At 42.5% G+C, this 19,845-nt stretch carries 19 protein-coding genes and 1 pseudogene; 9 read left to right on the top strand and 11 right to left on the bottom strand.

What is annotated here, in order from left to right; translation table 11 throughout:
* Positions 1 to 5 precede the first annotated feature (5 nt).
* The 7 genes from C2M25_RS20405 to lptM all read right to left on the bottom strand — a co-directional run bounded on the left by C2M25_RS20405 (position 6) and on the right by lptM (position 5,795).
* Entirely contained in the window at positions 6 to 1,118 is a 1,113-nt protein-coding gene (locus C2M25_RS20405) for a retropepsin-like aspartic protease family protein (RefSeq protein WP_105181995.1), read from the bottom strand.
* 67 nt (positions 1,119 to 1,185) lie between these two features.
* The gene (locus C2M25_RS20410; RefSeq protein ID WP_105181996.1) at positions 1,186 to 1,896 is read right to left on the bottom strand and encodes an HAD-IA family hydrolase; all 711 of its coding nucleotides are present in this window, start codon (positions 1,894 to 1,896) and stop codon (positions 1,186 to 1,188) included.
* A 12-nt stretch (positions 1,897 to 1,908) separates the two neighbouring features.
* On the bottom strand, positions 1,909 to 2,862 hold the full coding sequence (locus C2M25_RS20415; protein WP_062566243.1) for a tyrosine recombinase XerC: 954 nt from the start codon (positions 2,860 to 2,862) through the stop codon (positions 1,909 to 1,911).
* The gene (locus C2M25_RS20420) at positions 2,859 to 3,470 is read right to left on the bottom strand and encodes a DUF484 family protein (protein ID WP_105181997.1); all 612 of its coding nucleotides are present in this window, start codon (positions 3,468 to 3,470) and stop codon (positions 2,859 to 2,861) included. Before C2M25_RS20420 ends, C2M25_RS20415 begins: the two co-directional genes overlap by 4 nt.
* A complete protein-coding gene (gene dapF / locus C2M25_RS20425) occupies positions 3,467 to 4,297 on the bottom strand; it encodes a diaminopimelate epimerase (RefSeq protein WP_063700665.1) in 831 nt (276 codons plus the stop codon). Before dapF ends, C2M25_RS20420 begins: the two co-directional genes overlap by 4 nt.
* Before the next feature lie 64 nt (positions 4,298 to 4,361).
* Positions 4,362 to 5,615, bottom strand: coding sequence for a diaminopimelate decarboxylase (lysA, locus tag C2M25_RS20430; RefSeq protein WP_105181998.1), 1,254 nt, complete (start codon positions 5,613 to 5,615; stop codon positions 4,362 to 4,364).
* Positions 5,616 to 5,795: an LPS translocon maturation chaperone LptM gene (gene lptM, locus C2M25_RS20435; RefSeq protein ID WP_054554660.1), complete on the bottom strand. Its 180-nt coding sequence runs from the start codon at positions 5,793 to 5,795 to the stop codon at positions 5,616 to 5,618.
* 148 nt (positions 5,796 to 5,943) lie between these two features.
* Between lptM and cyaY the strand changes: the two genes are divergently transcribed.
* The 8 genes and pseudogenes from cyaY (at position 5,944) to add (ending at position 15,566) form a co-directional block, all read left to right on the top strand.
* Entirely contained in the window at positions 5,944 to 6,267 is a 324-nt protein-coding gene (gene cyaY, locus C2M25_RS20440) for an iron donor protein CyaY (RefSeq protein WP_054554661.1), read from the top strand.
* Positions 6,264 to 6,919: pseudogene (locus C2M25_RS20445) on the top strand (alpha/beta hydrolase). The gene cyaY and the pseudogene C2M25_RS20445 overlap by 4 nt, the downstream one beginning before the upstream one ends.
* 21 nt (positions 6,920 to 6,940) lie before the next feature.
* A complete protein-coding gene (locus C2M25_RS20450) occupies positions 6,941 to 7,828 on the top strand; it encodes a DUF2914 domain-containing protein (RefSeq protein WP_105181999.1) in 888 nt (295 codons plus the stop codon).
* 36 nt (positions 7,829 to 7,864) lie between these two features.
* Positions 7,865 to 8,803 carry a hydroxymethylbilane synthase gene (gene hemC / locus C2M25_RS20455; RefSeq protein ID WP_105182000.1) on the top strand — a complete coding sequence of 313 codons (939 nt, stop codon included), beginning with the start codon at positions 7,865 to 7,867 and terminating at the stop codon, positions 8,801 to 8,803.
* Position 8,804: 1 nt separating this feature from the next.
* On the top strand, positions 8,805 to 10,628 hold the full coding sequence (locus C2M25_RS20460; protein WP_105182001.1) for a uroporphyrinogen-III synthase: 1,824 nt from the start codon (positions 8,805 to 8,807) through the stop codon (positions 10,626 to 10,628).
* Positions 10,625 to 11,734, top strand: a complete 1,110-nt coding sequence (locus tag C2M25_RS20465; RefSeq protein ID WP_063700678.1) for a heme biosynthesis HemY N-terminal domain-containing protein — start codon at positions 10,625 to 10,627, stop codon at positions 11,732 to 11,734. The genes C2M25_RS20460 and C2M25_RS20465 overlap by 4 nt, the downstream gene beginning before the upstream one ends.
* Positions 11,735 to 11,764: 30 nt before the next feature.
* The gene (locus C2M25_RS20470) at positions 11,765 to 14,461 is read left to right on the top strand and encodes a CHASE domain-containing protein (protein ID WP_105182002.1); all 2,697 of its coding nucleotides are present in this window, start codon (positions 11,765 to 11,767) and stop codon (positions 14,459 to 14,461) included.
* A 103-nt stretch (positions 14,462 to 14,564) separates the two neighbouring features.
* Positions 14,565 to 15,566, top strand: a complete 1,002-nt coding sequence (gene add / locus C2M25_RS20475) for an adenosine deaminase (protein WP_105182003.1) — start codon at positions 14,565 to 14,567, stop codon at positions 15,564 to 15,566.
* A 9-nt stretch (positions 15,567 to 15,575) separates the two neighbouring features.
* Here the strand turns inward: add and C2M25_RS20480 are convergent, their stop codons facing one another.
* The 4 genes from C2M25_RS20480 to C2M25_RS20495 all read right to left on the bottom strand — a co-directional run bounded on the left by C2M25_RS20480 (position 15,576) and on the right by C2M25_RS20495 (position 18,778).
* Positions 15,576 to 15,992, bottom strand: a complete 417-nt coding sequence (locus C2M25_RS20480; protein WP_054554669.1) for a CBS domain-containing protein — start codon at positions 15,990 to 15,992, stop codon at positions 15,576 to 15,578.
* Between the two features lie 145 nt (positions 15,993 to 16,137).
* Entirely contained in the window at positions 16,138 to 16,851 is a 714-nt protein-coding gene (gene fre, locus C2M25_RS20485) for an NAD(P)H-flavin reductase (RefSeq protein ID WP_058585406.1), read from the bottom strand.
* Between the two features lie 87 nt (positions 16,852 to 16,938).
* Positions 16,939 to 18,405: a 4-hydroxy-3-polyprenylbenzoate decarboxylase gene (gene ubiD / locus C2M25_RS20490; RefSeq protein WP_105174418.1), complete on the bottom strand. Its 1,467-nt coding sequence runs from the start codon at positions 18,403 to 18,405 to the stop codon at positions 16,939 to 16,941.
* An 85-nt stretch (positions 18,406 to 18,490) separates the two neighbouring features.
* Entirely contained in the window at positions 18,491 to 18,778 is a 288-nt protein-coding gene (locus tag C2M25_RS20495) for an MliC family protein (RefSeq protein WP_063700686.1), read from the bottom strand.
* Positions 18,779 to 18,891: 113 nt separating this feature from the next.
* Between C2M25_RS20495 and C2M25_RS20500 the strand changes: the two genes are divergently transcribed.
* Complete coding sequence (locus C2M25_RS20500) at positions 18,892 to 19,797, top strand: DUF808 domain-containing protein (RefSeq protein ID WP_105182009.1); 906 nt, start codon at positions 18,892 to 18,894, stop codon at positions 19,795 to 19,797.
* Positions 19,798 to 19,845: the final 48 nt, after the last annotated feature.

The raw sequence follows: 19,845 nt of genomic DNA on the forward strand, positions 1-19,845 counted from the left end.
TGTCCTTAAAAATTGTTCTTTATCAACTCTAACTCATTCACTTGCTGATTGATATTAAACTTAAAATTCTCTAAAAAGTTCATACCAAGCAAGCCATAGCCAACATGATTTTCTATTACCAGCACTTCAAAATTACGAATACGTTGTTGTCCGACTTGAAACGACTCGAGTTGATAACGCTGCGCTTCAACAACGCCATTAGCTGTGTTTACTTCTAGTGTACCAAGGTAATTGGCAGGACTATTCAGCGAGTTTAATTGCGTTTGATTTATGACTGTAAAGCTCGCGCCCGTGTCGATCATCAACTCGGTTTCGATATCATCGTTGATAATACTGTTCACTAAATAGTGTGAACCTCGAGCGGTTAATTTTATAACTTCAACTCCTGCGAGGGCTTGTTGAATCAACAGATGTAACTGCTCAGCTTGCTGTTTATATTCATGATCTTCAGGCAGTTGATCTAGGGTTATTTGGCTCGCGACATAATCTTCTAAATGATAGTTAGCTAATGCATGATTATATAAGTAATGCGCGTTACCTGGCGCGTAATCAAGCCACTGTTGACTGCTATTAAGCAATGCCTGCCATTGTTGCGCCGCTATAAGTTCATCAATATAGGTTGTACTTAGCTCGTCTATTTGTTTGCTAAGTTGTTGCTTTTCATTGCTGTCTAATTGGTTGCTAAGAGCCAATAAACTGATAATTCCCTGTTGAGTATCACCTTGTGCGATTAAACGCTTTGCCTCAAGTTCAAGCATGGTGACATCGTAAGGGTGACTATTTAAAAAGGCCGTTAAAAATTGCTCACTTAAGGTGAATTTTTGATGGGAAAGCCATGTCTCAAGTTGTTGTTGCCAAATTTGTTTAAGTTGCCTTGCATAGCGAGGTTCATTAACTAGCAATTGGGTGTACTCGGCCACCGCTTTGTCGAATAATTGGTTGCTAAATAGCGCAACAGCTTGTTGAAAGTGGGCTGGTAAAACCGCGCTTTTCTTGACTATGGGAGTGGTTGCTACAGTCTCAATTTGTTTTGGCTTCACGGGGTTAAACAGCTGCCAAATAAAGTATCCGTTTAAGCTAAGAGAACATAGCAATAATAATTTAAGAAAAGCATTCATCCGTTTTGCCCAATCATTTAATCTTTGTTGTTTACTTATTCAGCATAAAACAAAATTTTGAAAGTCGTTACTTTTTAACTAAATGATTGAGCGCCATGATATTGCTTATTTCAATATCTGCTAACCCTTGATAACGATATTGCGTTGCTTGGTTATTAAGCCAAACGCTTTGGCAGCCGGCATTATTGGCGCCTTGCACATCAGTATCTAGGCTATCGCCAATGTGCAAAATTTCCTTGTGAGGCACCTTTAAGTGTTTGGCTGCGCTATCAAATAAGGCGCTATGCGGCTTCGCTTTTCCGTGTGGGCCTGCTTGTAAAACTAACTCAAATACACCATTAAGGTTAAACTTTTCTACTTCGACATTACCATTGGTGATGGCGATGAGGCGGTAGTGTTTACTGAGATTAGTAAGTAATTCAAGTACTTCATTAGTCACGTTTATTTGACTGCGGGCATCAGCGAATGCCTGATAAGCATTTTCGGCATGCAACTGAGCTTGCTCTGCTGAAAAACCCAGATCGGTCATGGCATAGTGTAATGCTGCTTGTCGCCAGCGTGTAACGTCATCAATTAAAGTTGCATCATGTTTTAAAGCACACTCGCGGCATGTTAACCAGTAGCTCATGCTATCGGTGGGCCATTGTTCTAGCGCTTCGAGGTAATCAGCTTGTGCTTGCAAGGCTGACTTTATGATCGGATGGTTGTTGTAAAGTGTGTCGTCTAAATCAAAACTTAAAACAGAAACTGGCGATAGGGCACGGTTAAATCGGATCATAATGACAAGGGTTTACTCTGAAGTTGAGCGCTTTTTAGCGCGTGGATGGGTGTTATCGTACACTTTAGCTAAATGCTGAAAATCTAAATGCGTATAAACTTGAGTTGCAGACAAACTACTGTGTCCTAACAGTTCTTGAACGGCACGCAGATCCCCTGATGATTCTAAGATATGTGATGCAAACGAGTGGCGTAATTTATGCGGATGCACTTGCGAGCTGATCCCTTGCTTAATTCCCCATTCTTGCATCCGTAAGCGAACTTGGCGTACGGAAATTCGCTTTTTTTGGCTGCTAACAAACACGGCTATTTCATCAGGATGTGCAAATTGAGGGCGAATTTTCAGCCATGCTTTTAATGCACTGAGCGCTTTGCTGCCTACAGGTAATAAACGTTCTTTGTTACCTTTACCACGGACTAAAATTTCGCCTTCAGTCGGGTTTATATCTTGTATGTTAGCACCAACTAACTCGCTAATACGCAGACCCGAAGAGTACATTAATTCCATCATAGCTTTGTCACGAATAGCTAAAGGCTCATCATCTGGCAGTTCTAGTAGCTTAGCCATTTGATCTACGTCTAGATTTTTGGGTAAAGGCTTAGAAAATTTTGGCCCTTTAATGGCCTCTGCCGGATTGTGATAATGTGCCTGACTGGCTATATTTTTGGCTTTTAAGAATTTATATAAACTGCGAATACAACTCAGTTTTAAACTGATTGTGCGACCACTCAATTGTTTGCTGCGCATTTGCATGCTGTAACGGCGAATATGCTCACCTTGAACAGCAAACCAGTCTTCACATAGTTTACTAAAGTACAAAGCTGCGAAGCCTAGCTGGCTAGTGTATTGGTTTACTGTGTGCGCTGAGTATTGTTTTTCGTAGCGTAAGTAGTCTGCAAATAGTTGGATGGGTGTTCGCCAAGCATCACTTAATTCATCAATGTCTGGCGTCGTCACATCGCTCATGCAAGTTCCAATAAGCGCAGTTGCAATGAGCGCACAAACTCAAGGACAAAAAAGCTGTCTTTTGCCGGTTCGAAGTGATTTACGTCATCACTACCAAACGCCAAAATTGCCACAGGGTGTTTCGTGTTACCAATTAGATATAAAGCAGTCGATTGAGTCGTGTCTGAAAACAGTAAGTCTCTTTCTTGTTGGCTTACTCGACCCAAGTAAATACCGTCGTTTTGCAGGCGATGAGCAATTAATTCATCAAACTTTTTATCGTACTTAACTAAGTGGCATTCGTTAATGGATGGGTTCGTGCAGATAATATTGCGCAAGTTGCTAGCCAGTGTCGTAAAGTCGTAGTTAGTCCATAACTGACGATGACAGTCGCTAAATAAGTGGTAAATTAACTCGTTTTCTTTTGCTTGTTCAACGAGCTGCTCAATCTTATTTTTTAATAACGTATTGTGTTCACGTAATTGGCGCTGTTGAATATGCACCAAAGAAGTTGCTCCCGCCTTTTGCTGTTGTAGTTCAACTTCAGCGAGCACATCAGGGTTTTTAATAAAAAAATCAGGGTGTGCTTTTAAATATTCAGCAATTTGTTGTTCTGTTAGTTTGCTCATAGTGCCACTTGTCCATCAAAAACATGCTCAGCAGGGCCTGTCATTCGTACAGGGTGGCCTTCGCCTTGCCAACGTACTTGTAAACTGCCGCCGGGCAAGTCAACTTGTACGGTAGTAGCAAGTTTATTCTGAATTTGACCAACCACGACCGCAGCACAGGCACCTGTACCACAGGCTAAGGTTTCACTAACGCCACGTTCCCACACTCTTAGTTTAATGTGATCTTGCGAAATTACCTGCATAAAACCAACATTTGCGCGTTGTGGAAAGCGCTCATGATTTTCAAGCAGTGGGCCTAAGGTGGTGACTTCTGCGGTATGAATGTCATCAACTTCTAACACGCAATGCGGGTTACCCATCGATACTGCGCCACTAAATACCGTATGTTCTTCCGTGCGAAGAATATAGGTCAGCTCACGCTTGCTGGCTTTTAATGGGATTTTGTTCGGTTCAAAATTGGGGTGGCCCATATTTACCGTTACTTGACCATCTTTCTCTATATAAAGCGTGAGGTTACCAGATTTTGTTGAAACCGAAATTTTATGCTTATTGGTCAGGCCTTTCATACGGACAAAGCGGGCGAAACAGCGCGCACCGTTGCCGCACTGTTCAACTTCGTTACCATCGGCATTGAAAATACGATAATGAAAATCGAGATCAGGAGAGTAAGGGGCTTCAACCATAAGCAGTTGATCGAAGCCAATGCCGAAATGGCGATCTGCCAGCTTCTTTATTTGATCACGTGATAAAAAAACATTTTGAGTAATGTTATCAATAACGACAAAGTCATTACCTAGGCCGTGCATTTTTGAAAAATTAACTAACATAACGCTCTAATTCGGGTTTGCTCTGAGCTAATCATGCCACAGAGCAGGGCGGTTATAAAAACGTTTATGGTAAAATTTTCTCACCTTGCCAAAGGCTTTCTAAGGTTTCGCGTTGGCGAATTAAATGGCTTTGCTGACCATCCACCATGATCTCTGCAACACGCGGGCGTGAGTTGTAGTTTGAGCTCATAGTGAAACCATATGCGCCAGCGCTGCGCTGCGCTAAAAGGTCACCGGCTTGAAGTGCAAGCTCACGGTCTTTGCCTAAAAAGTCGCCGGTTTCACAGACTGGGCCGACAATGTCGTAGTTGTAAGTAGGCGTATCATCTGCGCGAGGTTCAACTGGCACAATACTTTGCCAAGCTTGATACAGTGATGGACGCAACATATCGTTCATGCCTGCATCAACAATAGCAAAGAACTTATCTTGGTTTTGTTTAATAAACTCAACTTTAGTAACTAAAATACCTGCGTTGGCTGCAATCGCACGACCAGGTTCAAAAATAAGTTCTAAATCTTGGTAGTCTGCTAATTGAGCGGTAATTTTATCAACATACTCGCTTGGATGAGGAGGCGTTTCGCCATTATAAGGCACGCCAAGACCACCACCGATATCTAGGTGAGTTAGCTTGATGCCAACCGCTTTTAACTCTTCGATAAGAGTCAGTACTTTTTCAAGTGCTGCTAAGAAAGGTTTTATTTCCGTTAGCTGCGAACCGATGTGGCAATCTACACCGGTAATTTTTAAACCGGGTAATGATGCTGCATGTTGATACACAGTCACCGCAGTTTGAATATCAATACCAAACTTATTCTCTTTTAAGCCGGTTGAGATATAAGGGTGCGTTTTTGCATCTATATCTGGGTTTACGCGAATCGAAATCGGTGCCACTAAGTTAAGATCCGTTGCCACTTTTGAAATACGCTCAAGCTCAGCCACTGACTCAACGTTAAAACACTTGATCCCCAATTCAAGTGCATAGGCAATTTCGTCAGCGGTTTTTGCAACGCCAGAAAACACAACCTTACTTGCGTCTCCGCCTGCTTGGATAACACGCGCAAGCTCACCTTTTGAAACGATGTCAAAACCTGAACCAAGTCGCGCTAAAATATTCAGCACGGCAATATTTGAGTTGGCTTTTACGGCATAGCACACCAAGCTCTTATGTGACTTAGCAGCGTCTGCAAATGCTAAATAATGACGTTCAAAGGTTTTGCGAGAATAGATATAACAAGGCGTACCATATTGTTCGGCAAGCTCTTTGACAGCGATGTCTTCAGCGAATAGCTGATTATTATTGTAGTTAAAAAAGTCCATCTATTGGTCCTGTTTTTGCTCTGGTTGTTCGGATGGATCAGCTTGTGGCTGAGACTTTGCAGGCGGTTTAGTATCATCTGGCAGATAAAGAGCACCACTTTGTCCGCAACCTGCTAGGGTTAGTAGAAGGGCGCTTAGAGGTAAAATGGTTTTTAATTTTTGGCTATGAGTCTCTTTCATTAGATTAATACGGTTGCTGGCTTTATAATCGCAGAGTAACAGAATATTTAAAAAATGCAGCTATTCGCGGATGAATTTATTCCTGTTACACTTGATGTACACAATCTGCCCCCAGATCTAGGCTTAAAGCCAGTTAAAGGACACTAAAATGACTGATCATGAATACCACACACTAGCCGATGCATTAATGCTAACTATTGAAGAGCAAATCGATGAATGTGATGCCGATTTAGACTATGAATCAGCGTCAGGTATTTTAGAAATCATCTTTCCTGATCGCAGTAAAATTGTGATCAATAAGCAAGCACCATTACACCAAGTTTGGGTAGCGACTAAATTTAATGGTCACCATTTTGAACTACGCGACGATAAGTGGATTGATAACCGCTCAGGTGCAGAGTTTTGGCAATTTATGTGTGATGCGGCAACTCGCCAAGCAGGTCAAACAATTGAATGGCGTTCTGAACTATGAGTTTAGAGTTTGTTGAATATCCAGCGCAAGGTGATCACAAAGCAACGGTTATCTGGCTACATGGTTTAGGTGATTCAGGTGATGGTTTTGCGCCCGTGCACCGCAACTTGCTTTACCAAAAGAGCTTGGTGTGCGTTTTGTGTTTCCACATGCACCAGTGCAACCGGTCTCCTTAAATGGTGGGATGGCAATGCGCTCTTGGTACGACATTAAATCAATGGATTTAGATAAGCGTGCTGATGAGCAAGGAGTGCGTGAATCTGCTGCAAAAGTGGCTGCAATTATTGACCAAGAAATTGCAAAAGGTATCGCTCCTAACAAGATTATTCTTGCCGGTTTTTCGCAAGGGGGTGTGGTATCGCTGCACTTAGCGCCACGTCTAGATTATAAATTAGCGGGTGTAATGGCACTTTCAACCTACATGTGTGTGCCTGCAAAATTAGCCGATGAAGCCAAGCAGCAGGGGTTAAATATTTTTATGGCACATGGTCGATTTGACGATGTGGTCCCGCATAGCGCAGGCAGACAAGCATTTGACGTGCTTAGCGCAAATAACATGGAAGTAAGCTGGCAAGACTATCCGATGGCGCACCAAGTTTGTGGTGAAGAACTAATGGCTATTCGAGAGTGGTTAATTGCTCGCTTGAGTTAATTTTTGGTTTTAGAGGCCAACATGACAAAGAAACTTGTAATTACAGCAAATATGAATACCGTTGAATCGGCAAGTTCAACACCGACGGCAGTGACTTATCAATGGCATTGGCGACGCATCTTTATGGTTAGCAGTGTTATCTTAGTTGCGCTGGCTATATTAGTGTATAGCTTTATTGGCGCTGTAAATGCAGAGCAATCACCGCAAGATGAGCCGCAATCAGAGTTTGCAAATGCTGAGCTACAAGCGCCTTTGAATGACGCTGAGCAAGAAGAGCCAAAAGAAATCGTCGCACCGTCTATGAATGAGCAAACACCGCTGGCTGATAACACAGAAACAGCTAAAGCAGAGGTTGTGAGCTCAAACATTGTAGAACCTGAGGTTACGACAGTAGAGGCTAAGATCGACAGTGAACAGGTTGTTGACGCGCAACAACCGGAAACATCAGCGGTCACTCTTGATGAAGAGCCACTCCAAACAGAACAGCAAGCAGAGATTGCTGCAGCGCCCGATGCTCAGCAGCAGTTTTCACAGTCAGCACATATTGCCAGTGTCGCAATTGGCGCTAAAATAGACACAGATAAAGTAAGCCGCGCAGTATTAACTACCGATGTTGTTGATCGAGAACCAGTAAACGTTCTTAAAAACGATGTAAAATTAGCGCAAATTAGCAATAGCCTGAGCTTTTTTAGCGAGCTTAGGAATATGCAAGGGCAAACTGTTCGTCATCAATGGTATTACCAAGATCAACAGCTTGCTTCAATTGAATTAGCGGTAAGTAGCCCACGTTTTCGTACTTATTCAACGAAAAACATCATGCCAGAGCAATTGGGTGATTGGCGTGTTGAAGTTATTGACGCAGAGGGCAACTTACTGGCCCAAAAAGAATTTAGAATTTTAGCTGAGTAATATTTAGTATCAGCCTGATAATTAATTGGATTTTTCATGACACAGACAACAAAACTAGTTCGTATCGCTACCCGTAAAAGTGCACTTGCTTTATGGCAGGCAGAATTTGTAAAAGCTCAATTAGAGCACTTCCATGACGACGTAACGGTAGAGTTGGTTCCTATGTCGACGCAAGGCGATATTATCCTTGATACGCCACTGGCAAAGATTGGTGGTAAAGGCTTATTCGTAAAAGAGCTTGAGCAAGCCATGCTAGATGGCCGTGCAGATATTGCGGTGCATTCAATGAAAGATGTGCCTGTTGAGTTTCCTGAAGGCCTAGCATTACACACTATTTGTGAACGTGAAGACCCACGCGATGCGTTTGTATCTAACAACTACAAAAGCTTAGAAGAGTTACCACAAGGTGCTATTGTTGGTACATCAAGCCTACGCCGCCAATGCCAAATTCGCGAAGCGCGCCCTGATTTAGACATCCGTGATTTACGCGGTAATGTTAATACACGTTTAGCAAAACTAGATGATGATCAATATGATGCAATCATTCTAGCTGCAGCGGGTCTCATCCGTTTAGAAATGCCAGAGCGCATCACTGCCTTTATCGAACCTGAAGTGTCATTACCTGCAAATGGCCAAGGCGCAGTGGGGATTGAGTGCCGTATTGATGACGAAGTAACAAAAGCATTATTAGCGCCACTCGAACATACTGAAACTCGTATTCGTGTTAATGCCGAGCGTGCTATGAATCGCCGTTTAGAAGGTGGTTGCCAAGTGCCAATTGGTGCATTTGCATTGGTTGAGGGTGAGCAAGTTCATTTACGTGGTTTAGTGGGCGCTATTGATGGCAGCCAAATGCTACGTGATGAAGTGACAGGTCCAGTGGCTGACGCAGAGCAGTTAGGTATTACACTTGCTGAAAAGTTACTTGAGCAAGGTGCTGATAAAATTTTAGCTGAAGTATATAGAGACGCTTAATATGCATATTTTGATAACTCGTCCAGAAGGAAAAGGCACTGAGCTTGCTCTTGAGCTTCAGCAGGCGGGTTATCAAACAACCCTGTGTCCAGTCCTTACCTTAGATTATCTCACTGTTAATAGTAGTGAACTCGCACCGCTAGAAAATGCCGATAAAATCATTTTTATCTCGCAAGATGCCGTGCATGCCTTGTTAAAACTCACACCAACAATCAACAAAGCAGCGCAACTTTATGCGGTCGGTCAGCAAACTGCTGATGCGGTTTATGAAGCCTTTGGGCGTCGTGCTGCAGTACCCAAACAGCATGATTCAGAAGGTTTGCTTGAATTAAAAACGCTGCAAGATGTTGAGCTAAGTAACATTGTTTTAGTGAAAGGTGAAGGCGGGCGCACGACCATAGCAAAAACTTTAAAACAACGTGGTGCTTTGTTAAATCAGTTGGTTGTTTACAAGCGGAGCGCAATTGAGAGCGAACCGGGCAAGTGGATGGACCACTGGCAAACAATTGATGTAGAAGGTATAGTCATTACCAGTAATGCAGCGGTGGATGCCATTTTTAATGGCTTAAATGAGCCTCAGCGTGCATGGTTGAAAGAGCGGAAATTTTTCGTTGCCAGTGAGCGTATCGCTGACTATTTAAAGCAACAAAATGTCGCAAGAACACAGATACATATTGCTGCAGGGGCGAGCGATAGCGCTATGTTCACCTGCATTAATCAGCAAGGTAGCAAAATGAGTGAAGCAGAATCAAAACAACCCGCAAAAGCAGTGACTGCACAGCCAGAGAAAAAAGCGCAAACAACGGCAAATAGTGGGGCGAAAGCGCCTGTGCAAGCTAAAAAAGGCATCAGCAAAACAGGTAGCTTAGCGTTACTTATTTCACTTTTAGTGGCTTCTGCGGTTGGCTATGAGTTTTATCACAAATTAAATAGCGATCAGCAATCGGCTGTGGCATTGACTGAGCTGACAGATGAAAACCAACGCTTACAGCAGCAAATTGATGCATTAAAAAGCGCACAGCAAACATTACAACATTCGCTTTATAACAGTGAGCAAAAGGTCACTGATGCGCTGAATGAAAGTGCTGAGCAAACTCAGCAGCAATTACAAGCGGCTTTAAAGCGCGCCGAGCAGCAAACTTTCACGCTTAATCCGCAAGAAGTCACAAGCCTGCAACGTATGGCCGAATTTAAATTATGGGCTGAGCACGATTATCAAGGGGCTGCAGCTGTGTTATCGCGCTTAGATAGCTTGCTTGCAGAACACCCAGGTACAGGGGCTATTCGCCAAGCAATTCACCAAGATTTACAAACCTTGAATGCCATAGAGCCTGTTGCTGTTGAAGCAATTTATTTGAAACTGCATGGCATTAATCAAAAAGTGGATGAACTTCTATTTAATGCTATTTCTCTACCTGAAGAAGTCGTCAAAGAAGACCCAAATCAACTAAGTGAAAATGTCAGTGAGTGGCGTCAGAACCTTGCTAAGTCATGGCAGCAGTTTAAAGACTTCTTTGTTACAGTGCGCACACGTGAAGATATGGTTATCGCACCATTTTTAAGTGAACAAGAGCGTCACTTAGTAAAACAACGTCTGAGTTTATACTTAGCTCAAGCGCAAGATGCGGTATTAAGTAAGCAAAGCAGTGTGTATTTTAGTGCTGTTGATGCTGCACATAGCTTGGTAAAAGATTACTTTAAGCAAGATGATGCACAAACAAAAGCGGCATTAAAAAGCCTTGCTGAGCTTTCTAAAGAGCAACTCGATTTTAGCCCAAAAGTGTCACTGCAAAGTACTGAGCAGGTGAAGGAGTGGGCACAATGATCCGCTTTTTATTAATCATTATTGCAATTGCAGTCTGCTTGGGGATTGCCCCCTTTTTTATAGACCAAAAAGGTTATGTCTTAATTGCCTTTAATAAAACGACCATTGAAGGCACTATTTGGGGCATCACAGCACTTTTAATATTAGCATTTGCCGCACTGTTTTTGCTTTATAAGCTTTGTCGTTACGTAATGTCTTTATATAGCCATACACGCCATGGTTTTTTTGCGCGCAGTGAAGAGCGTAAACAAGCGGCTATTGAGCAAGGTGTATGGAGCTTAATCAATAACGATTATGTACAGCTAGAGCTTGCTCTTGATAACAACAGCGTGGCAGAAAAGTGGAGCGATGTACGTTACGCGCTTCTTGCTAAAGCGGCACTTGCAAACAATGACAGCGAAAGAGCAATTAGCTTTCTTGATAAAATAAGCCAAGATAAGCAGCTAAAAGTCGCTAATTTATGGATCGCCAGTGGCGAAACCAGCACTATTTTTGCTGACCTAAAAGCCTTAGCTGAGCGTAAAAAAGCCTCTCGTTTAGAGCTTAAGATGTATGCCCATGTTTTAGTGCAAGAGCAAAAGTGGGCAGCATTGAATGACTTTATGCCGCGTTTATTACGTAAAAAAGCACTTTCTGAGCAAGAGTGGCAACAACTGTTTGACGGTTACTTTGCAGCGCAGTCAAACGCGGATTTATCTGAACGATATGAGCAATTAGCCAAAAACCTGAAACCATATGCTGAGGTAAGCTATTTAGCAGCGATGGCAAAAGCAGGTGAGTTAAACAAAATTGAGCTAAGCTTAATTAAAATGATCAAAAAACCGCTGCAGCATAAAGACTTAGCACGTATTTTACGTACTAGTAGCGCTGGCGATGCACTCAAGCTACAAGCAAGCTTGCAAGATGTATTGAAAAAAGATACCGAGAATACAGATTTGCTACTAGCTCTTGCGTGTTTAGCGAATGCTCATGGTGAATATGACTTAGCTGCGCGAGTGTTTGATAAAGCGCTTAATGCAGATAATCGCCATGCCTATTTGCAGCAAGCGGTACTCAGCTATAGTAAAAGTGCCCAGCCAGAAAAAGCATTGGTACTCTATCAATAATTTTACTCCAGCCAGCAAAGGAGCGATGGCTTGAAGAACTTATTTACACTGACAATAAGTATTGCACTAGCTTACTTTCTTACAGGGTATTTAAGTAATTCTTTGCTGGCGATTGATGGCTATGCGGTTGCTGCATGGCCGCCTTCTGGTATTGCGCTTGCTAGTATATTGCTACTTCGAAATCGAGCCCTGCCAGGAGTTTTGCTAGGGGCGTTCTTTGTAAACCTCATTCACCTTGATAAAGCTACTGATATTTTTCATTGGCAAATGATGCTGCAGGCTATTGGTGTAACAACTGCATCAACATTCCAAGCTTGGCTTGCCTATTACATTATTATTCATGTCGCTAAGCGCCCGATTGAATTATCGTCATTAAAGCAAAGTGTGCTTGGTTTAATGATTGGAGGCCCTCTGTGTAGCTTGATTGCGGCTTCAATTGGCACAGGCTTATTGGTCATTAATAATGTTATTCCGAGTTATGCGGCACTTAATAATTTTATTGCATGGTGGATTGGCGACAGTATTGGGGTGCTGATTTTCACGCCATTAGTGTTAGCTGCATTTAGTTACCATCATACCCGCCAGCGACTACAAATTATTGTGCCGTCGCTATTAATTTATATGGTTATTTGTGTCAGTTTTTATGGTGCAGCCAGTGTAAAAAAAGACAAAGACTTACAACGCCAGCAAGCCAAAGTTAGTGCGATTCATACTAATCTTGAACACCAAGTTGATGAAATTAAGTCGCACCTAGCCTTACTCGCCACTTTTTTTGCTAGTAGTGACGTAGTTGATTTTGATGAGTTTAAGCGCTTTACAGCAAGACAAATGCAATACAGCGAAGAAATCCTTGCTCTTGAGTGGGCGCCTAAAGTTATTCACTCACAACTAAACAACTATCAAAATTTATTGCGTGATGAATTGGGCGCTGATTACTACGTGAAAGAAAAAAATGCTGCTGGGCAGTGGCAGCCAGTGAGTCAGCGAGCTGTGTATTATCCGGTGCAATATATTCACCCATTAGCAGGGAACGAACCCGCGCAAGGTTTTGATTTGGCCTCAAACGAATTACGCAAACAAGCATTAACAGACTCTCGATTAATTAAAAATGTTACCGTCAGTGAGCCTATTACCCTGATGCAAGGTGATGGCAACGAAAAGGGCGTTTTATTCTTCAACCCTGTCTATTCAGACATTAATCACCAAGTCGGGTTTAGAGGTTATGTTGTTGCAGTGGTCAATTTAGAAGTGTTAGCACAAACACTTAACTTTAATCAGAACACAGAGATTGATGCCAGCTTCTATGATGTTACCGACGGCAGTAACCCAGTCGAAATTTATAACCCCCAACGTGTTGGCACAACGGCCATTGCGAGCTTTAACTTTATTATTGGTGAGCGTGTATGGCAGGTGAAATTATGGGAGTCAGTAGCACAATCATCATGGCTGCCTTATTGGCTGGCGCAAATAGTGGGTATGCTGTTTGTTTGGTTATTGATCACTTTTTTGATTTCAGTAACCGGCACAAATATTCAAATTCGTCAGCAGGTCGCGAAACAAACTCAAAGCCTTCGCGAAGAAAAACTAAAAGCCGATAAAGCCAGCCAAATTAAAAGTGAGTTCTTGGCAAATATGAGCCATGAAATACGCACGCCTATTAATGGTATTAAGGGGTTGCATTATTTAGCGATGCAAGAGCAAGACTGGCAACAAGCTCGTGGTTATATTGATCAAGCAGATGGTGCATTGAATGTACTATTACGGGTAATAAATGATGTTTTAGATTTTTCTAAAATAGAAGCAGGGCGATTGGAGCTCCATCAAGAACCCATAGATGTGAATGCGTTGGTTAGTGAGCTGACTAACTTATTGCAGTTTGAACTTAACTCTCGCTCGTTAGAATTTAGTGTTGAGTTTGATGCATCTGAACACTTACTGCTCCACACCGACCCAATTCGTTTAAAACAAATATTGTTGAATCTGTTAAATAATGCGGTGAAGTTCACCCAAGAGGGTACGATTACATTACGTATTTGGCAGCAGGGCGAATTTACTTACTTTAGTGTTATTGATACGGGTATCGGCATCAGTAAAGAGGCACAACAGCGCCTGTTTAAACCATTCTCACAAGCCGATAGCTCAACCTCTCGTCGCTTTGGCGGGACAGGTTTAGGCTTGAGTATTTGTCAAAAACTCATTGTTATGATGGGAGGCGAGATAAGCCTCAGTAGCACTGAAGGGCAAGGATCAACATTTACAATTTCGCTGCCATTTGAATCACCTCTTGAAGAGGTCGTTCATAGTGACGATGAGTTAGCAGATATCGATGTGACTGCTGTGTCATTTGCCGATGATGCAATTCTATTGGTTGAAGATAATCCATTGAATCAACATGTGGCGAGTTCGATTTTAAAAACTAAAGGCTGCCAACCTGATATCGCGAAAGATGGCCATGAGGCTATTAAGATGATCAGTGAAAAAAGCTATGACCTTGTGCTCATGGATATTCAAATGCCGAATATGGATGGCTTACAAGCGACCAAGGTTATTCGCAATGAATTACTGATAACCGATTTACCGATCATTGGCTTATCGGCAAATGCCCATGATGATGACCTTAAGAAAGGCTTAGCCAGTGGTATGAATGGTTATTTAACTAAACCAATTGATGCTGATAAACTTTTTAAAACCTTGTGGCATTTTTTGCATAATGATAGCAGCCATTAAAGCAGACATTTGACCTCAAAAAAGTAAATAAAATCATCTAAACTTGAAATATCGCCGTGGGTACGTATGATCCGCGCAAATTTACTGAACCTGAGTGCTAATTATGATCAATAACAAACTCCCTTTGCTTGATATTCACCGTCATCTAGATGGTAATGTTCGCCCACAAACGATCTTAGACCTTGGTCGTCAGTTTAATCTTGAATTACCTGCTGATAACATTGAAGCGCTTATTCCGCACGTACAGGTTATCGACCCTGAGCCAAATTTAGTGGCGTTTTTACAAAAGCTAGATTGGGGTGTAAAAGTACTGGGTGATTACGATGCTTGTCGTCGTATTGCTATCGAAAATGTTGAAGATGCGATTGCCCAAAACCTCGATTACGTTGAGCTTCGTTTTAGTCCATATTATATGGCGCAAAGCCAAGGCCTACATCCGCAAGGTGTTGTCGAAGCGGTGGTTGATGGTGTTAAAAGTGCGTGTCAAAACGCGCCAATCAAAGCCAACTTAATCGGCATTATGTCGCGTACATATGGCACTAAAATCTGTCAGCAAGAGCTTGATGCGCTACTTGCTTTTAAAAATGATTTAGTTGCGGTTGATTTAGCTGGCGATGAAATTGGCTTTCCTGGCGAGTTATTTGTTGATCACTTTAAACAAGTTCACGATGCGTACTTAGCTGCCACTATTCATGCCGGTGAAGCGCGAGGCAGCGAAAGCATTTGGCAAGCAATTAACGAGCTTGGTGCAACGCGGATTGGTCATGGTGTAAAAGCGATTGAAGATGCTGCGCTAATGGATTATTTACGTGATAAGCGCATTGGTATCGAGTCTTGCTTAACCAGTAACATCCAAACTAGTACTGTTGCTGAGCTTGCTAAACACCCGTTAAAAACCTTTTTAGACCATGGTATTTTGGCATCAATTAATACCGATGATCCGGCAGTTGAAGGTATTGAAATAGCCTATGAGTATCAAGTAGCAGCACCTGCGGCAGGTTTAAGCCCAGCCGATATGGAAAAAGCGCAAGCTAATGCGCTTGAAATTGCTTATTTAAGCGATGCAGATAAAGCGGCTTTAAAACAGTTAGCTGCTAATCGTTAAGCAGCTAACTTACACTTGGTGCTCTTGGCATGAAACGTAGTTTTCATATAATGCCTTGAGCACGTCACCTCGGCTGATCATGCCAACAACCTTACCACCCTCAATAACTGGGTAATTCTTTGGCTTACCCGTTTTCATGGCATCGGCCAATTCAATGATATTTTGATCGCTACTCACGGTAACAACATCGGTGCGCATGAGTTGTTTTACCTTTACCACGCCATCGCAGAAATAACTGTTTTGCATAAGCGGCTGCAGCAGCTCTTGTTCAGAAATAAAGCCGACTAGGCTTTTGTTATCATCAAATACCGGTGCGCCCAATAATTTAAACTTTTGTAGCTCGCTAATTGCGGTGGTCATTTCAGTTTCAGGCGTAATGTGTGGCAACTTACGTTGCATAAAATCTTGTACTTTTGTATTTAGCATTTGGGTCTCTCCCCATCGTTATTCTAATCAGAGTATGGTCAAGGAAATGCAGTTTGTGAAATCGTTTAGATGGATTAAGGCGATAGGTAAAACAAATAAAAAAGGCATCCAATTGGATGCCTTAAAAATAACCTGTGTGAGTTAGTTATTTAATGAATGCAAATGCATCGGCGTACATGTTCTCACGTACTGCACCATGATTAATAAAATCATCGCGAACCACGCCAATCATGTCGAATCGGCCTGCCATGTAAATATCGTATGGTTCTAAAGACACGATATCTTCCATAACGGCTTTGTGGACGTAACCGGTTTTGCCAGTCCAGCTTTGCGGTGCATTTTCAACCACAGGAATATATTGGAAATGTGGGTTGCTGTTTGCCCATGCTTGCATTTCATCATGAGCATAAAGTGCAGCTTGCTCACGCACACCCCAATAAAATAATACAGGACGCTCACAGCCAATTTCAGCAAGGTGATCAGCCATTGATTTAGCGTAAGAGAAGCCAGTACCGCCAGCGAGTAGAATAATTGGGCGCTCACCCTCAACTCGCAGCTGTGATACGCCTAAACCTACTTCAACATTAACTTGCTGTTGCTCTGTATGTGCTTGACGTAAATGATCAAGCGCTTGCATTGCATACGAATCAGCACCCGCGGCACCAATGTGTAGTTCAATTTGCTCAGTTTGTGATGGGCGGCTTGCAATAGAAAAGGCGCGCTTATCTTTTTCGCCTAATACAAGTTGCATATATTGGCCTGCCTCGAATGACACAGGTTGCTGTGGTTTCAAAATGACCTTATGTACGTGGTCTGTAAGCGGGCTGATCGCAACAACGTCAGCGAGTAATGTTTGCATAGTTTACCTTTATAAGCACAGAAGCAAATTCGGTTATGAATCGCACTCATAACCGTTAAATTTTGAGCAGTTTAACATAGTCACAGCCTAGAGAATATCTAAGCTGTCCCATAATTCATCAACACGTTCTTTGATTTTTGGATCCATAACAATGGGCTCACCCCATTCACGATCTGTTTCGCCAGGCCATTTATTAGTCGCATCCATGCCCATTTTTGAGCCAAGGCCAGAAACTGGCGATGCAAAATCTAAATAATCAATTGGCGTGTTTTCGATCATCGTTGTATCGCGAGCAGGGTCCATACGTGTGGTAATGGCCCAGATTACGTCGTTCCAGTCGCGTGCGTTTACATCATCATCGCAAACAATCACGAACTTGGTATACATAAATTGACGTAAAAAAGACCACACCCCCATCATTACGCGCTTAGCATGACCCGGGTATTGTTTTTTCATGGTGACCACAGCCATACGATAAGAACAGCCTTCAGGTGGCAGATAAAAATCTACAATTTCAGGGAATTGCTTTTGCAGAATTGGCACGAACACTTCGTTTAAAGCAACCCCGAGTACTGCTGGCTCATCTGGTGGACGGCCAGTGTAAGTGCTGTGATAAATTGGGTTTTCACGATGTGTAATATGAGTCACCGTCATCACTGGAAACTCGTCTACTTCGTTGTAGTAACCGGTGTGATCGCCATAAGGACCTTCTGGTGCTGTTTCATCCGGCATAATATAACCTTCAAGCACGAACTCAGCAGTAGCAGGCACTTGTAGGTCATTTGAAATCGATTTTACGACTTCAGTTTTACTACCGCGTAGTAAACCAGCAAACGCATATTCGCTTAGGGTATCAGGGACTGGTGTTACAGCGCCTAAGATTGTCGCAGGATCGGCACCTAATGCCACAGATACAGGGTAGGGTTCACCTGGGTGCTCTTTACACCATTCACGAAAATCTAATGCGCCACCGCGATGCGATAACCAACGCATAATAATTTTGTTTTTACCCAGTAGCTGCTGACGGTAAATACCTAAGTTTTGGCGCTTTTTATAAGGCCCTTTAGTAACCGTTAGGCCCCATGTAATCAAAGGAGCTGCATCACCCGGCCAGCAATGTTGGATAGGTAACTTCGTTAAGTCAACATCATCGCCTTCAAGTATCACTTGCTGACAAGGTGCTTTTTTTACTTCTTTTGCAGGCATATTCAATACTTGCTTGAATACTGGGATTTGCCCTAGTGCCTCTTTAATACCTTTTGGTGGCTCAGGCTCTTTTAGAAAAGCTAATAACTTACCAACTTCGCGCAGTTCACTGACATCATCTTGGCCCATACCCATAGCTACACGTTTGGGCGTACCAAAAAGGTTAGCAAGAACGGGAATGGTATGACCTTTAGGGTTTTCGAATAACAGAGCAGGGCCTTCGGCACGTAACGTGCGGTCGGCAATTTCGGTCATTTCAAGGTAAGGATCAATTTCTTGTTTGATCCGTTTTAATTCACCTTTTTGTTCTAATAACTCGATAAATTCGCGAAGATCTTTGTATTTCATTATAGCCGCTTAAACGCTGAATAAACTGTCGCTATTATACTCAAAACCACTGATTAAGCTAATTTAGCCACGAAAGCATTTACTCTTACTTAGTTAAGCTACATTGGTACTTTTTACCTTTTAAAATCAGCATGGCCTCATCGCCTTTTGACCAAAACAGTACATTATCTGCACTGTATTTAACCCCTGAGCCGCTTACTTGGCGATTGAGTGAAAATTCAGCGTCCTTAAATGTCAGTCTTGCTTCATCATCACTGTATTCAACGATACTGGCGCTAAGGGTCTCATCGCACAGATAATTGCTCGGTGCACTTTGCTCAGCACACGCGCACAAGGTAACTAAAGCGAGTCCCGAGAGAAGTGGTTTAATCATAGAAACACCTCTATTTTTGAATGAGCTATAAGCCTAACAAAGAAAAATTAACCGTTGGTGAAAATGGCAGGATAAGTTATGTTGATAGTGTATTTAATGGGCAAGGAACCACCATGGCAGGCACAAATTTACTAACCTTACTTGATGATATTACAACACTTTTAGACGACATTGCGACGATGAGTAAAGTCGCAACAAAAAAAACAGCAGGGGTATTAGGTGATGACCTCGCTCTCAATGCTCAGCAAGTCACAGGGGTAACTGCCGATAGAGAGTTACCAGTGGTTTGGGCTGTAGCAAAAGGCTCGTTTATTAACAAAGCCATCTTAGTGCCCGCAGCGTTATTGATTAGTGTTTGGTTGCCTTGGTTAATCACTCCGCTGTTAATGGTTGGCGGCCTGTTTTTGTGCTTTGAAGGTGCAGAGAAAATTATCGAAAAACTGTTTGGTCACGCTCAACAAGAAGATGAAAGTGTGGTTGAACAACAAGACTTACAAGAATACGAAAAGCAAAAAGTGAAAGGGGCGATCCGCACTGATTTTATCCTCTCAGCAGAAATCATCGTGATAACGCTAGGCACGGTTGCTGGCGCAACGCTGGTTAATCAAGCTTTAGTGCTCAGTGTAATCGCAATTATTATGACCATTGGCGTGTATGGGTTAGTTGCAGGGATTGTTAAACTTGATGATGCTGGTTTGTATTTACTGCAAAAAGCGCAGCAAAGTGGCGGTAAGTTTAAAGAGCTCGTAGGAAAGTTTTTACTTGCTGCAGCACCTAAGTTAATGCGCTTTTTAGCCTTTGCAGGAACGGTTGCTATGTTCTTAGTTGGCGGTGGCATATTGGTACACGGTATCCCTGTTTTACATCACGCCCAGCAGGGCAGCACCGAGTTTGTAACGGGTTTACTTGGTAAAACCGGTGAGCTGGCTACGCCAATTATATTTGATGGCTTATTAGGCGTTGTCGCCGGGATTATCGTTGTTATTATTGTTACTCTTTATATAAAAATTTCAAAGTAGTGGTTGCGGCTTTAATGTATACCCATTGTTAATTTTTTAGTATCCTGA

It is taken from the genome of Pseudoalteromonas sp. T1lg21, assembly GCF_002964625.1.
In the GTDB taxonomy this organism is placed as follows: Bacteria; Pseudomonadota; Gammaproteobacteria; order Enterobacterales; family Alteromonadaceae; genus Pseudoalteromonas; species Pseudoalteromonas gelatinilytica.

Excerpts from the sequence above, each read along its gene's own strand:
- C2M25_RS20410 (WP_105181996.1), bottom strand. The coding sequence starts at position 1,896 with ATGATCCGATTTAACCGTGCCCTATCGCCAGTTTCTGTTTTAAGTTTT.
- C2M25_RS20495 (WP_063700686.1), bottom strand. The coding sequence starts at position 18,778 with ATGATTAAACCACTTCTCTCGGGACTCGCTTTAGTTACCTTGTGCGCG.
- C2M25_RS20500 (WP_105182009.1), top strand. The coding sequence starts at position 18,892 with ATGGCAGGCACAAATTTACTAACCTTACTTGATGATATTACAACACTT.
- C2M25_RS20415 (WP_062566243.1), bottom strand. The coding sequence starts at position 2,862 with ATGAGCGATGTGACGACGCCAGACATTGATGAATTAAGTGATGCTTGG.
- fre (WP_058585406.1), bottom strand. The coding sequence starts at position 16,851 with ATGCAAACATTACTCGCTGACGTTGTTGCGATCAGCCCGCTTACAGAC.
- C2M25_RS20465 (WP_063700678.1), top strand. The coding sequence starts at position 10,625 with ATGATCCGCTTTTTATTAATCATTATTGCAATTGCAGTCTGCTTGGGG.
- C2M25_RS20450 (WP_105181999.1), top strand. The coding sequence starts at position 6,941 with ATGACAAAGAAACTTGTAATTACAGCAAATATGAATACCGTTGAATCG.
- cyaY (WP_054554661.1), top strand. The coding sequence starts at position 5,944 with ATGACTGATCATGAATACCACACACTAGCCGATGCATTAATGCTAACT.
- ubiD (WP_105174418.1), bottom strand. The coding sequence starts at position 18,405 with ATGAAATACAAAGATCTTCGCGAATTTATCGAGTTATTAGAACAAAAA.
- add (WP_105182003.1), top strand. The coding sequence starts at position 14,565 with ATGATCAATAACAAACTCCCTTTGCTTGATATTCACCGTCATCTAGAT.
- lptM (WP_054554660.1), bottom strand. The coding sequence starts at position 5,795 with ATGAAAGAGACTCATAGCCAAAAATTAAAAACCATTTTACCTCTAAGC.
- lysA (WP_105181998.1), bottom strand. The coding sequence starts at position 5,615 with ATGGACTTTTTTAACTACAATAATAATCAGCTATTCGCTGAAGACATC.
- hemC (WP_105182000.1), top strand. The coding sequence starts at position 7,865 with ATGACACAGACAACAAAACTAGTTCGTATCGCTACCCGTAAAAGTGCA.
- C2M25_RS20480 (WP_054554669.1), bottom strand. The coding sequence starts at position 15,992 with ATGCTAAATACAAAAGTACAAGATTTTATGCAACGTAAGTTGCCACAC.
- C2M25_RS20405 (WP_105181995.1), bottom strand. The coding sequence starts at position 1,118 with ATGAATGCTTTTCTTAAATTATTATTGCTATGTTCTCTTAGCTTAAAC.
- C2M25_RS20420 (WP_105181997.1), bottom strand. The coding sequence starts at position 3,470 with ATGAGCAAACTAACAGAACAACAAATTGCTGAATATTTAAAAGCACAC.
- C2M25_RS20460 (WP_105182001.1), top strand. The coding sequence starts at position 8,805 with ATGCATATTTTGATAACTCGTCCAGAAGGAAAAGGCACTGAGCTTGCT.
- dapF (WP_063700665.1), bottom strand. The coding sequence starts at position 4,297 with ATGTTAGTTAATTTTTCAAAAATGCACGGCCTAGGTAATGACTTTGTC.